The 13,531-nt window shown below is 51.7% G+C and carries 10 protein-coding genes; 7 read left to right on the top strand and 3 right to left on the bottom strand.

Features of this window, described 5'->3' with window-relative positions; translation table 11 throughout:
* Window positions 1-23: 23 nt before the first annotated feature.
* Window positions 24-1,925, bottom strand: coding sequence for an ATP phosphoribosyltransferase regulatory subunit (locus X965_RS11290; RefSeq protein ID WP_036418118.1), 1,902 nt, complete (start codon window positions 1,923-1,925; stop codon window positions 24-26).
* A gap of 423 nt (window positions 1,926-2,348) precedes the next feature.
* Here X965_RS11290 and hdcC point away from each other — a divergent pair, with 423 nt between their 5' ends.
* The 4 genes from hdcC to hisS all read left to right on the top strand — a co-directional run bounded on the left by hdcC (window position 2,349) and on the right by hisS (window position 7,825).
* Entirely contained in the window at window positions 2,349-3,710 is a 1,362-nt protein-coding gene (gene hdcC / locus X965_RS11285) for a histidine-histamine antiporter (protein WP_004241242.1), read from the top strand.
* A 50-nt stretch (window positions 3,711-3,760) separates the two neighbouring features.
* Entirely contained in the window at window positions 3,761-4,897 is a 1,137-nt protein-coding gene (locus X965_RS11280; RefSeq protein WP_004234859.1) for a histidine decarboxylase, read from the top strand.
* Window positions 4,898-5,100: 203 nt separating this feature from the next.
* Window positions 5,101-6,543 carry an amino acid permease gene (locus X965_RS11275; RefSeq protein WP_004241240.1) on the top strand — a complete coding sequence of 481 codons (1,443 nt, stop codon included), beginning with the start codon at window positions 5,101-5,103 and terminating at the stop codon, window positions 6,541-6,543.
* A 10-nt stretch (window positions 6,544-6,553) separates the two neighbouring features.
* A complete protein-coding gene (hisS, locus tag X965_RS11270) occupies window positions 6,554-7,825 on the top strand; it encodes a histidine--tRNA ligase (RefSeq protein WP_004241239.1) in 1,272 nt (423 codons plus the stop codon).
* A gap of 54 nt (window positions 7,826-7,879) precedes the next feature.
* On the opposite strand, the gene X965_RS11265 is transcribed toward hisS, so the two are convergent.
* A complete protein-coding gene (locus tag X965_RS11265) occupies window positions 7,880-8,617 on the bottom strand; it encodes a GntR family transcriptional regulator (RefSeq protein WP_004241238.1) in 738 nt (245 codons plus the stop codon).
* Window positions 8,618-8,866: 249 nt separating this feature from the next.
* On the opposite strand from X965_RS11265, the gene X965_RS11260 reads away from it, so the two are divergent.
* The 3 genes from X965_RS11260 to X965_RS11250 are packed head-to-tail and all read left to right on the top strand — an operon-like array spanning window position 8,867 to window position 12,249.
* Entirely contained in the window at window positions 8,867-9,886 is a 1,020-nt protein-coding gene (locus X965_RS11260; RefSeq protein WP_112548151.1) for an ADP-ribosylglycohydrolase family protein, read from the top strand.
* Window positions 9,883-11,283 carry a cytosine permease gene (locus X965_RS11255; protein WP_004234853.1) on the top strand — a complete coding sequence of 467 codons (1,401 nt, stop codon included), beginning with the start codon at window positions 9,883-9,885 and terminating at the stop codon, window positions 11,281-11,283. Before X965_RS11260 ends, X965_RS11255 begins: the two co-directional genes overlap by 4 nt.
* Before the next feature lie 9 nt (window positions 11,284-11,292).
* Window positions 11,293-12,249 carry a PfkB family carbohydrate kinase gene (locus tag X965_RS11250; protein ID WP_036418116.1) on the top strand — a complete coding sequence of 319 codons (957 nt, stop codon included), beginning with the start codon at window positions 11,293-11,295 and terminating at the stop codon, window positions 12,247-12,249.
* Window positions 12,250-12,311: 62 nt separating this feature from the next.
* Here X965_RS11250 and X965_RS11245 read toward each other — a convergent pair whose 3' ends face one another.
* Window positions 12,312-13,373 carry a methyl-accepting chemotaxis protein gene (locus X965_RS11245; RefSeq protein WP_036418114.1) on the bottom strand — a complete coding sequence of 354 codons (1,062 nt, stop codon included), beginning with the start codon at window positions 13,371-13,373 and terminating at the stop codon, window positions 12,312-12,314.
* Window positions 13,374-13,531 lie beyond the last annotated feature (158 nt).

Raw genomic sequence — 13,531 nt, 5'->3', positions numbered from 1 at the left:
GATTATCTGCGGATCCTCTCCCCTCAGCAGTTTACGCTGTGTCCCAGCACACCGATCATGGCATTCTCATTCACAAACTGAATCATTCCGTTGTCTTTATCAGTCAGCTCCAGCGCTTTGTCATCCTCTGACGGCACCACAATGATAAAACGGCTGCCGTTGCGCTCCGCATTCTTGCGGCAGGTACTGATCCGCATCCCCGAGCAGTCATTTTTAATGGTGAAATGCGGGAACAGTATCCGCAGACGGCGGCCGACCATCAGCGCATGCCCGGCGGCACGGGTGTTTTCCGGGATCAGCACCACATCGGTCGCATTCTGACGCAGCAGTTGCTTGTGACATTTGCGGATCAGGAAAATAATCGGGTCGAGCATAAACGCAAAACCGCTGACCGCCACCTGTTTATCCAGCAGATGCGACGCACTGGCATCATAACGGCCGCCGCGGCATAACAGCTCATCGTGGCTGTCAGGATGCGTGGTGCGCCATTCAAACAGGGTGTGACAGTAATTATTCACCGGATACAGTCCCGGCGTCACACTGTACGGAATTTTCAGGCGGTTGAGGGATTCGAGCAACTGACGGAAGCGGGCGGCGGAAGCCTCAGAGAGAAACTCACTGAGCCGGGGCGCTTTTTTATTAACGATATCCAGCAGCTTGTGCGGTGTGGATAATAACTGCTCCGGTTTCTCTTTCAGTTTAACCAGCCACGGCTCCTCAAAGAATGGCAGAAACGGCTGATAATACTCTCTCAGTGCCCGACGAAACCGGCTGAATTCTTCTTCGCTGCCGGCGGTATTTATTTTTAATTCAATGTACGGCGTAAGGTGTAATGAACTGAAAAAATCATACTGCATTAAAATATGTTCCAGCTCGATATCAATATTATCGTAGCCGAATGCTTCCACACCGATCTGGTGATATTGTTCAAAATCCTGTTTCTGCCCGGCCACATTCCGGAACATCGCACCGATATACCATAATTTGCTTTTTGACTGTAAACGCTGATGCTGTGCGATCACCCGCAGACAGCCCATCGTACCCTCACCGCGCAGCAGTGCCGGATGGCTGCAGTTGAGTTTGGGGCCGTTATGGTTATCATCCGCGAATGCCGCGGCATTCTTCATATGGTCATCCCAGTATTCCAGCACCGGAAAGCGGATCTCCTGATAACAGTAGCGTGCCAGCAGCTTAGAGGCGCGGTTTTCCAGCCAGATCCAGTCCGCCACATCATTACTGTAATGTTTGCGCGGCCGTCCGCTCTGATGCGGGCGTACTGTCCGGTTCACTTCAAATTCCAGTTTCTGGCAATACTGATTGGTGCCCAGCACGCAATTCTGATTCAGACAGATTTGAATACGCTCAATAACAGACTGGCTGATAGTGGTATATAAAAAATGCTGATAATGGATCCCGCGCTCTTCCGGTGTTTTACCTAATTGCAAATAACACTGATGTTCAGTCATTCTCGGAATAGTGCATTCCCCGGTGTTATGACCGTAACTTGAATAATTTAAGTTATGTTTATCATTATATTCCGACTGGTCGGATGTGAATGTATCAACATATTGAGAGACTAAAAGAAAATAGGAGTTTGCTTCAATAAGGCAGCTGTTATAACGCCGGTCCCATAATGCCCCGGTACGCTGATATTTATTATTGTAGTAAGGAACATACTGGCGTCCGATGTGCTGTATAAAGCGGCTTAAATCTTCTTTTGATTTTGGTGTCAGCAGCAACAATACCGTATCTGCCTGAAGTGAATAGGCATGAAGCTCGCAATTGTATGATTCTAAAGACCTGTCCACACAGGTCAGGAAGCGGGCGTAATCATTCTCTTCCTGAAAGAGTTTTTCATGATTGTGTCCGTTAAGTTTAATCAGCTGTGGTAATCCCGGGAAATAAAGGCGCTCTCTTCTTGGCATAGGTCAGCGCTCCAATCGCTAAAAATAATAAATTTATCTAATGAGTAATATAATATAAAACCGGTTTTATTATTTTAACTCATATCATAAAACCCGTTTTTATTTTTGAATGCCATTCTTTTTTATCGTATTGAAAAAAGTATATTTATTTTTTACTTACCTGCTTTGTTAATTAACACATGACAAAAGTAAAATAATAACCACACCAGAAGTCCGATTATTCACGTCAAAAAAGGGGGACAGAGTCACTTACTGCAAAACGGCACATAAAATATTCATTTTCAGCTGAAACTGTTATAGAAGCGCTGTTTTTTTTGATCGATATCAAATTTAGAACGACATTTAAAAATTAAGTTTCCCGTATCTCGGTAATTGTCATCGGGTGCACCTTTCCAATTAAACAATCATTACAGGAAAAGCATTATGGGAAACATGAGTGCCAGTTCCGCCCATAAAATGGGGGTGGTCGCGCTGACCCTGGTAACCGCATCAAATATGATGGGTTCCGGTGTGTTCATGCTGCCGACTAACCTCGCGGGCGTCGGTTACATCTCCTTATGGGGATGGTTATTTACAATCATTGGTGTTATCGCATTAGCCTTAGTTTTCGCCAAAACCAGTCTTATCACACCGCGTAACGGCGGTATCGTGGCTTACGCCAGCGATGCTTTCGGTCCGTTTATCGGTTTCCAGACCACTGTCTGTTACTGGATCAGTGCCTGGGTCGGTAACGTCGCGCTGCTGGTTGCCGGTGTCGGTTACCTCAGCTACTTCTTCCCTGAACTGAAAAACCCTGCTATCGGCAGCGTCGTTGCTATCGCGATTCTGTGGGGCTTCGTGGTATTAGCCAGTTTCGGTGCCCGTGTCGCTGGTCGTGCGCAGTCATTCACTGCAAGCTGCATGCTGGTTGTTGTTCTGGGTGTCGGTGTCATCGGCTGGTTCTGGTTCGATCCGCAGATGTTTACTCAGGTTTATAACGGTACCGGTAAAAGCGATACCACTGCCATTATCACTGCGGCATCTATCGCGCTGTGGGGCTTCCTGGGTGTTGAATCTGCTGTGGTTTCCAGCGGCCAGGTGGACAAACCGGAATACACTGTACCGCGTGCAACCGTTTATGGTCTGCTGATTGCGTCAGTCTGCTACGTCGGCAGCTGCACCGTTATCATGGGTCTGGTTCCGCACGAAGAACTGGTTAACTCTGCTGCGCCGTTTGCGGATGCTGCCCGTTACATGTTCGGTGAAACTGCCGGTACTGTTGCCTCTATCCTGAGTATCATCGCCTGCTTCGGTTCTATCTCCGGCTGGTTAATCCTGCAGTCTGAAGGTCCGCGTGCCGGTGCAAACCAGGGTCTGTTCCCTAAATTCTTCTCCGATGTGAACAAAAATGACGTTCCGATGAAAAGCCTGATTTTCACCGGTGTGCTGATGAGCCTGGTGCTGTTAATGACCGCGTCACCAAACCTGGCCAAACAGTTCGAAATCGTCATTCTGATGTCTGTCTTCGCATCCCTGCTGCCATACATGTACGCACTGATTTCTCTGCCAATCATCATGGTTTCCAAAAAAATGAACCGCGGCAGCACCTTCATTTTCTATAACGTCCTGGTGGTTATCGGCATTATCTACTGTGTCTTTGCCCTGTTAGGTTCCGGTTCTGATTCTATGTTCTGGGGTCTGGTCATGATGTCAATCACTATCCCGCTGTTCAGCTTCGTGGCCGCAGGCCGTGCGAAAAAAGGCAACGAGATTCTGTACATCAACGACGAACAAAACAAAGCGTGATTTGCTCCGCTTCACAGTCTTAACTTTTGAAAAACAAGAGGTAATTAAGTATGACTCTGTCTATCAATGATCAAAACAAACTTGATGCATTCTGGGCTTATTGCGTAAAAAACCAGTATTTCAACATCGGCTATCCTGAATCAGCAGATTTCGATTACACCAACCTGGAACGTTTCTTACGTTTCTCCATCAACAACTGCGGTGACTGGGGCGAATATTGCAACTACCTGCTGAACTCTTTCGATTTCGAGAAAGAAGTGATGGAGTATTTCGCAGACCTGTTCAAAATTCCGTTTGAACAAAGCTGGGGTTATGTGACCAACGGCGGTACCGAAGGTAACATGTTCGGTTGCTACCTGGGCCGTGAAATCTTCCCTGACGGTACCCTGTACTATTCAAAAGATACTCACTATTCCGTTGCGAAAATCGTTAAATTACTGCGTATCAAATCTCAGGTTGTTGAATCTCTGCCAAACGGCGAAATCGACTATGACGATCTGATGAAAAAAATCGCTGACGATAAAGAAGCGCATCCGATCATTTTCGCTAACATCGGTACCACTGTCCGCGGTGCTATTGATGATATCGCTGAAATCCAGAAACGCCTGAAAGCAGCCGGTATCAAACGTGAAGATTACTACCTGCACGCTGATGCGGCACTGAGCGGCATGATCCTGCCATTCGTTGATGATGCACAGCCATTCACTTTTGCTGACGGTATCGACTCAATCGGTGTTTCCGGCCACAAAATGATTGGTTCGCCAATCCCTTGCGGTATCGTTGTTGCGAAGAAAGAAAACGTGGATCGTATTTCTGTTGAAATCGACTACATCTCCGCACACGACAAAACCATCACCGGTTCACGTAACGGTCACACACCACTGATGCTGTGGGAAGCTATCCGTTCACATTCAACTGAGGAATGGAAACGCCGCATCACCCGCAGTCTGGATATGGCTCAGTACGCTGTTGACCGTATGCAGAAAGCCGGTATCAATGCATGGCGCAACAAAAACTCCATTACTGTTGTGTTCCCTTGCCCGTCAGAACGCGTCTGGAGAGAACATTGCCTGGCAACGTCCGGCGACGTGGCTCACCTGATCACCACCGCGCACCATCTGGATACCGCGCAGATCGACAAACTGATCGACGACGTTATCGCAGATTTTAACTTACACGCGGCATAAAAAAAGGCAGTGGTAATTATCCACTGCCCCCTTACGGTTCGTTGCCGGCGCAGACGCCAATCCTGCCGGCAACGCTCTCTAACCTATACAGCGACACAGGATGATGCAAGAAAAAAGACCAAAAAACACGGCTCAGTTCTCTGATCGTGAGATTTTTTGCTCCCTCATCCGCAGCTGGAGTATTTCTGTGAGGACAAAATGGTATGGTTCCCAATGGTAAATCCACCCACCGCATGGGCCTGACAGCCCTGATCATTATGACGGCTTCCAATATGATGGGAAGCGGCGTGTTTATGTTACCCTCCTCCCTCGCGCATATCGGTTCCATCGCGCTGTGGGGCGGACTGCTGACCTTCTGCGGCGTACTGGCACTGGCGCTGGTGTTCGCCAAGACCGGTGAAATCTCCCCCTGTAAAGGCGGTGTGATTGCCAATATCGGACGGACATTCGGGCAGTATATCGGGTTACAGACATCACTTTTTTACTGGCTTTCGACCTGGATAGGCAACTGTGCCTTACTGATCTCCGGTGTCGGTTATCTCTCTTATTTCTTTCCGCAGCTTCACACTCCGCTTTACGCCGCTATTACCGCAATTATTATTCTCTGGGCTTTCGTTCTGCTGGGTTTGCAGGGCGCAAAAGTCGTCGGCTATGCGCAGATTTTTACCGGCCTTTGTATGCTCACCGTTATTCTGAGCATCAGTATTTTCGGCTGGACCAGTTTTGATTACACACGTTATATCACCAGTTTTAATGTTACTCAGACCAGTAACACAGATGCTATTTTTGCCGCCGCCGCGATTTCGCTGTGGGGCTATCTGGGAATTGAATCCGCGTCGGTTTCATCCGCCCAGGTGACTAATCCGCACCGCAATATTCCGCTGGCAACCATTATCGGGCTGGTTATTGCTGCCGCCTGCTATCTCAGTTCCACCAATGTCATGATGGGGATCCTGCCCCACGAACAGCTTGTTAACTCCACCGCACCGTTTGCTGATACCGCCCGTTATCTGTGGGGCGAACATGCGGGACAGATTATCTCTGCGCTCGCGATTATTGCCTGCTTCGGTGCATTACCGGGCTGGCAGATTTTACAGACTGAAGTTCCCCGCTCTGCGGCGGAAGAAGGCACATTCCCGCGTTTTTTTGCTGATGTGAACCGCCACGGCGTGCCGTATAAAGGGCTGATTTGTACCGCCGGGATGATGAGCGCCGTGCTGCTGCTCACCATCTCACCAAGCCTGGAACAGCAGTTCCGCAATATCATTATTCTTGCGGTCTCCGCCAGTCTGATCCCGTATGCATTTGCTGTGATTTCCCTGCCGATCGCCATGATCGCCAAAAAAATGCAGTACGGGCGCACCTTTATTATTTACGCCACTCTGAGCCTGATTGGTCTGGGATTCATTATGGTCGCGCTGACAGGCGCCGGCACCAAACCGCTGTTCTGGGGCATGGTGCTGCAGATGTTTACCATTCCGCTGTATCTGTTTTTTATTATGCGCCGCGAAAAAAACACTACTGATCCCCGTCCCGGGCTCGCCCTGTCGTACATCCCGGGGATCTGCGCTGAGCAGACCGCTGAGATGGCGTTATCGGCTGACAATGATGACAGCCGGAATTTCTCACAGAGAAACTGTATATAGAGGACTAAAAATGGAAAAGATTCAGTCAATCAGAGGGATGAGAAGTGTGCTTCCGGAAGAAACACCGGTCTGGCAGTGGCTGGAAAACCGGATCCGGAATATCACTTCCCGCTACGGCTATCAGGAGGTCAGGCTGCCGATTCTGGAACCGGTTGCCCTGTTTGAGCGCGCGGTCGGTGAATCCACCGATATCGTCTCAAAAGAGATGTATAACTTCCTCGATAAAAGTGGCGAGCACATCACCCTGCGCCCGGAAGGTACCAGTGGTTGCGTCCGGACCGTGATTGAGAACAACATGTGCTACAACACCACGCAGCGCCTGTGGTATCAGGGCCCGATGTTCCGTTATGAGCGTCCGCAGAAAGGCCGTCTGCGTCAGTTCACTCAGTTCGGGGTGGAAACCTTCGGCATGCCGGGGGCGGATGTGGATGCAGAGCTTATCTTTATGGTGAAAGATATCTTTAAGGCGCTCGGCGTGGATAAACACGTCCGCCTTGAGATTAACTCCCTCGGGACACCGGAAGAGCGCTCAGAGCACCGTCAGCAGCTGGTGAATTACTTTATGCAGCACAAAGCGCTGCTGGATGAGGACAGCCTGCGCCGTCTGGAAACCAACCCGCTGCGTATCCTGGACAGCAAAAACCCGGATATGCAGGAGATGATTGAAGCAGCACCGCGCCTGCTGGACTTCCTCGGTGAGGAATCACAGCAGCACTTTGATGATCTGCGCCGTCTGCTGGACAGTGAAAATATTGCTTATGTGGTCAACCCGCGTCTGGTCCGCGGACTGGATTACTACACCCGTACCGTATTTGAGTGGATCACGGAAGAGCTGGGTTCACAGGGGACAGTCTGCGGCGGTGGCCGTTACGATGGTCTGGTTGAATTGTTCAGCGGCAAACAGTTACCGGCTTCCGGGTTTGCTATCGGGATCGAACGGCTGTTACTGCTGATCCAGACTCTCGGCCTGGATAAAGATATTGTGAATCAGCCGGATATTGTGGTGACTTATGAAGATCCGGCACAGAATGTGGAAGCGCTGTTACTGGCTAACACACTGCGCCATCAGTTGCCGCAATATAAAATCCTCAATGATTTCACCAGTGCCAAACTGAAGCGTCAGCACAGCAATGCGCTGAAATCCGGCTGCCGTTACATCGTGACGCTCAACCGTGACGGCCAGGTCGGCCTGTGGGATCTGGCGGCGAACACCAATGAAACCCTCACCGCAGACACCCTCGCCAATGCGTTTCTGAATAAAACCATCACTGCGATGGCCTGATAAACAGCAACGTAATATAAACAAAAGCACTGTTTTTACAGTGCTTTTTTGCTTTCAGGCTTTTACCGTAAAGTGGAAATGATAAAAATCACTGCGGCAGATAGCCGTACCGTACTCCAGCACCCTGCCCAGCTTGTCGCGGCTTCTGAGGATAATTTTCATCAGTGAGGCTGTCGGCGGAATAGAAAGCAGTTTTGCCTCCTCCGCGGTCGGGTGACAGATAGAGAGAGCATATTCCTGCACATCCGGCTCAATTCCCTGCGCCAGCCAGTGCGCATACAGAGAACCGTCCAGCAGATCAGGACGCGGCAGAAACGCCTCCGGGATAAACATGGTTTCCAGCGAGACCGGAATATCATCCACCAGCCGGACACGTTTGATCACCGCCATCGTATCACCTGCGGATAATTCCAGTTCCGGGGCCAGTGAGTCCGGCACAGAGTCCAGCTGACGAATAAGCCAGCGGTTGGACACCTTGCCGCTGCCGGCGGCCTGCGCGGAAAAACCGCCGCCGGACAGGTTGTACTGCACCGGCAGATTAATCTGCGTGCCTTTGCCGTGATGTTTCACCACCAGGCCCTGTTTCAGCAGTAAGTCCAGTGCCTTCACCACCGTAACGCGGGATACCCCCAGCGACTGCGACAAACGGCGTTCAGACGGCAGAACACAACCGTGCGTCAGCTGCTTTTGTGTGATGGCTTCTTCAATCCCTTGTTTTAGCTGAAGATATAACGGAACAGTTGATTGCTGATCAAGCCTGTGCTGTAAAAAAGTGAGAAAATCATGTTCCACAAATAGGTTCCTGTCATGCTGCGGATAACGGCTGAAAACAGTGTAGCAACTTTTGTGTCCGCTATCACATACTGATTAAAATCAATCCAACTGGACTACAACTGGACTTATTTGTCGTCTATTATATACTCTATAAAGACAAAGGCTCCACAGCAGTTTTATACCAATAATATGATTTGTTGTTCTTAATTCATTCAACACCAGTTCAGATAATAATAAATGACACAATCAGCAGCAGTCCCGTTAAATGTGACAGAAAAACGTATTCTCGGTTGTCTTTACGGGCAGGCAACCGGGGACGCCATGGGCATGCCGTCGGAACTCTGGCCGAAGAGCCGGGTCCGTCAGCACTTCGGCTGGATTGATACTTTCCTGCCGGGGCCTGAGGAGAATATTGCCGCCAACGAGTTTGTTGCCGGGGAATTTACCGATGACACCAGTCAGTGTGTTGCCCTGATGGATGCCATTATTGAGGAGCACGGTGCTGTCGTCCCGCAGACGATCGCCCGTCACATAATGGCGTGGGCCACCCGGATAAACGCGTTTGAAAAAAATATTCTGGGGCCGACATCAAAAGCTGCGCTGAATGCCATACACCAGGGAATACCTTTAGATAAAATAGAGGCAAATGGTGTGACCAACGGTTCCGCGATGCGTGTCGCGCCCGTCGGTTGCCTGATGCCATCATATAATACAGATCGTTTTATTGAGCAGGTCAGGCTCTCCTGTCTGCCGACCCACAAATCCGATATCGCCATTGCCGGTGCTGTTGTGATTGCGCGGGCCGTTAGTCTGGCTGTTGAGGGCACTGACTGGTCTGCGATAAAACAGGCTGTCATACCGCTGGCTGACACTGTTCAGCGCCGGTTTGAGTCCACCTTCAGCCCATTGCTGGGACGGAGGATTATGTACGCCCTCAATGTGGTCCGCGGGCGCACGGACGAAGAGCAGGCACTGACCGATCTCTATGAGATAGTCGGCGCCGGTATGGATAATATTGAGTCTATCCCGTGTGCAATTGCACTCGCGGATTTAGCCAACACCAATCCCGTACGCTGTGCGGTACTGGCTGCAAATCTCGGCGGCGACACGGACACCATCGGTGCCATGGCGACGGCCATCTGCGGCGCAATTCACGGCATTGACAGTTTTGATGCTGACAGTATCGCATTGATAAATCATACAAATAATATCGATTTTACGCCGTATGCCCGCCGTCTGGCACAGTTCAGACAGGAGTATGCCGCGACGAACAGGATGATGTCATGAGTCAGCAATCTGTACCTTCAGCGTTGAACAAAACCGATCCGACCATCGAAGAACTGGGGATCGGCCTGATCCCGCCTTCCCGGCAGACCAAAAAACCCGCCGAACTGTTCTTTGTCTGGTGTGCCGCTAATATCGGCATTCTCGGCGTGGTCTACGGCGCGATTATTGTGTCGTTCGGGCTGTCCTTCTTTCAGTCGGTTTTAGCGGCAGTGGTTGGTGTCGCCTCCTTTATTTTAGTGGGGATCACCAGTATCGCCGGTAAAATCGGCCGGACCACCACCCTCACCCTTTCCCGCGCCAGCTTCGGCAAAAGCGGTAATATCGCGCCGACGGCTTTCTGCTGGTTTAACCTGATGGGCTGGGAAGCGGTGAATATCATCACCGGCACCCTGACCCTGGCGGCGCTGTTCACCGCCATCGGGCTGGGCAGCGGACACCTGATGACCGCTATCGCGCTGATACTGTTCGGCGGACTGACGGTGCTGGTCAGTATTCTCGGGCAGAACACCGTTTTGCTGATGCAGAAATGGATCACGCGTATTTTCGGGGCGATGACCCTGTTTGTCGTCCTCTGGCTGCTTGCGACCGCAGACTGGCAGGCGCTGATCAGCCGTCCTTCCGGTAACTGGATCACCGGTTTCCTGCCTGCGGTGTCCATTATCGCCGCCGGAACCGGGATCAGCTGGGCGATTGCCGGGGCAGATTACAGCCGTGACCAGAGCCCGTCCTCATCCCACAGCCGTATTTTCGGCTCAGTGGTCGGCGGGGCCGCACTGCCGCTGTTACTTCTGATCCTGACCGGTATTCTGCTGACCGCGCAACTGCCTGATCTGGCAGCGGAAGAGAACCCGATTGCCGCAATCGGCGGTCTGCTGCCGTCCTGGATGGCGGTGCCGTATCTGGCCGCTGCGGTGGCAGGGATTGTCACTATCGCCGTCCTCAGCCTCTATTCCGCCAGTCTCAACCTGCTGAGCATGGGCATCAAACTCAAACAGCGCACCGCCGTTGCTCTTGATGGCGTGATTGTGCTGGCGATCGCGATTTATGTTCTGTTTGTTTCCGGTGATTTCCTCGGGCCGTTTATTTCATTCCTGGTGTTCTGCGGATTGTTCCTCGCATCCTGGGCGGCGATTTTTATCACCGATTACTACTGCAAACACAAAACCGCCGGTTACGACGAAGTTTCGCTCTACGGCGACACCGGGGTTATCTGGCCGACCTTCCTGTGCTGGCTCGGCGGCTCGGTTGCCGGGCTGCTGGTCACCAACACCGGCTTTATTAACGGACCGTTTGCCACCGGTGTGTTTGAGAATTCCAGTCTGGGGCTGTTTGTCTCCTTCTTGGTGAGCATGGCGGCGTACCGCCTGACACTGATGATAAAACCGGTACGGAGTTAAACGGAACTGATGGATGTAACATTACTGACACCACAGCGCCCGGTCGTGGTTATCGGCGCGGCTTTCGGCGATGTGATGCTGGAAGTGAATGCACTGCCGCGCAGCGGGGATGATATCAGCGCCCTGCCGCTCGGGCAGCAGATCGGTGGCTGCGCCTTTAATGTTGCCCGTGCGCTGAGCCGTCTCGGCATCGCGCCGGTCAACGGCATTCCCGCCGGAAACGGCAGCTGGGGAAAGCAGGTCACTGCCGCGATGGAAAAGGAAAATCTGCCGGTTCTGCTGCGCCATCCGACGCACGATAACGGCTGGTGTCTGGCGCTGGTGGAGGAAAGCAAAGAACGCACATTCATCACCATCGAAGGCTGTGAGCAGCACTGGAGTGACGCGCTGCTCGCACAAATTCCGGTACCGGACAATGCCCTGATTTATGTCTCCGGTTACGAACTGGTCAGTCCGGAAAGCGCGCCGCTGCGCAACTGGCTGCTGGCACAGAGTGCGGATAAAACCCTGTTTGCGGATTTCGGTCCGCGTCTGCGGGACATTGATCCGGACTTTATTGAAAAGCTGCTGGCGAAAAAACCGCTGCTGACCGTCAACCGTGATGAGCTGGCACAGCTCAATCCGCAGGGCGGAAAACAGTCTGAGATACAGACAGACGATGCACAGGCGTTTGCCGACAGCTACGGCCTGCCGCTGATCGCCCGCTTTGATAAAGAAGGCGCTGTGGTGTGCCAGCCGGGACAACAGCCGGTCAGAATCCCGGCGTACAAAGTGCCGGTAGCCGATACCATTGCCGCCGGAGACAGCCACTGTGCCGGTGTTCTCGCCGGACTGGCCTGCGGACAACCGCTCACGGATGCCGTACGGACCGGTAATGCGGTGGCGGCCATTGTGGTCAGTCGCCCGGGCTCTGACGGCGCACCCACCCGCTCTGAACTGAGTGAGTTTTTACATCACCACCTCTGAAACACCGCCCGTTTACCCGACAGCGATGTTCACTCAGCCCCCGGATTCCGGGGGTTTTTCTTTCAGTAACTGATCGATACCAGCAGATCATCGATGTTTTCAATCACTTCGCGGCTGGCATCTTCCATTGCCGACAAATGCAGTTCTTCATCATGAAGTGAGCCCTTCGCCCGGGCTTCCAGCGCCAGGCGCCCGGAAAGATGTACCAGCCGGTGCGGCCTTTCCAGTTTCCGGTAGGCATCATGGCCGGTAAACCGCTGTCCTTCGTCCGCGTAATACCATTTGCCGAGACGGCACTGTGTGTGGTCATTAACCGATAAATCAGCGTTTCCGTCCAACAGGCGGCGGTAGATATCCCCTTTCCAGATAACATGATCCAGTTTGACGGTATTGAGAAATTGCTGCACCGCCACAAACCGGATGATCGCCTCCATCCGCGAAGAAATGGTGATCATACTCTGTAAGCGTTCGTCCGTCTGAACCGCAATATTACGGATACAGCTCACCAGCTTCTGGTTATCTTCCGCATCCGTATAAATCGAGTTGGCATGTGACTTTATTTTGCCGGTAAAAGCGGTGATATTGATGGCTTCGTTCTGAATTTCGCCGGATAATTGTTTTATTTCCCGGGCGATGACCGAAAACCCGGCCCCCCGGCTGCCGACATGGGAAGCTTCAATCGCTGAGTTAACCGCCAGCAGGTTCGTCTGGTTGGCCAGTCGTTCGATATTATTAATGTTCTGATTAATCTGCCCCAGCACTGAGATCAGCTTTTGTGTGTAATCAAGCCCTTTATCCGCGTGCTCACTGATATCATCCAGCACACTGCACAACTCCTGCATGTAGCGGCGTGTTTCACTGTTATGCAGCGCGATTTCATCCAGAGTGCCCTGCTCCCCGGCAAGCCGGGTGCCGGAATCCAGCAGAGAATTGCGGATAATTTCTATCACCGCCATACCCTCCAGCAAATGCCGGCACAAAATTTCACCGTGAACGCACTGCTGTTCATCACTGTCTGCCATCACCGCTCGCGTTGCCGGGTCCGGAAAAACCGCCGGCACTTCCCCGGGGATTGCGGACTGTTTCTTTTGCAGAAAAAACCATTTTTTCATTATATTCAGCATGTTAATTCCGGTTAAGACAGATAACACAACTCAGGGAAATAGCGCAGATTGCCGCCGGGGACACATTAACTATCGGCGGAGAAAACGGAGGCTTTATGCAGACGGCGGGGAGTGATAAAAACGGCAGCGGATTTTAATAACCCGCTGCCGGAGAGTGA

Origin of the sequence: Morganella sp. EGD-HP17, from assembly GCF_000512315.2 — a bacterium.
Classification (GTDB): domain Bacteria; phylum Pseudomonadota; class Gammaproteobacteria; order Enterobacterales; family Enterobacteriaceae; genus Morganella; species Morganella morganii.
The sequence above is the reverse complement of the archived record's forward strand: the minus strand, read 5'-3'. Positions and strand labels throughout refer to the sequence as shown.

What these genes read in the sequence shown, in the direction of transcription:
- X965_RS11290 (WP_036418118.1), bottom strand. Translation starts at nt 1,925, where the DNA reads ATGCCAAGAAGAGAGCGCCTTTATTTCCCGGGATTACCACAGCTGATT.
- X965_RS11275 (WP_004241240.1), top strand. Translation starts at nt 5,101, where the DNA reads ATGGTTCCCAATGGTAAATCCACCCACCGCATGGGCCTGACAGCCCTG.
- X965_RS11280 (WP_004234859.1), top strand. Translation starts at nt 3,761, where the DNA reads ATGACTCTGTCTATCAATGATCAAAACAAACTTGATGCATTCTGGGCT.
- hdcC (WP_004241242.1), top strand. Translation starts at nt 2,349, where the DNA reads ATGGGAAACATGAGTGCCAGTTCCGCCCATAAAATGGGGGTGGTCGCG.
- X965_RS11250 (WP_036418116.1), top strand. Translation starts at nt 11,293, where the DNA reads ATGGATGTAACATTACTGACACCACAGCGCCCGGTCGTGGTTATCGGC.
- X965_RS11255 (WP_004234853.1), top strand. Translation starts at nt 9,883, where the DNA reads ATGAGTCAGCAATCTGTACCTTCAGCGTTGAACAAAACCGATCCGACC.
- X965_RS11245 (WP_036418114.1), bottom strand. Translation starts at nt 13,373, where the DNA reads ATGCTGAATATAATGAAAAAATGGTTTTTTCTGCAAAAGAAACAGTCC.
- hisS (WP_004241239.1), top strand. Translation starts at nt 6,554, where the DNA reads ATGGAAAAGATTCAGTCAATCAGAGGGATGAGAAGTGTGCTTCCGGAA.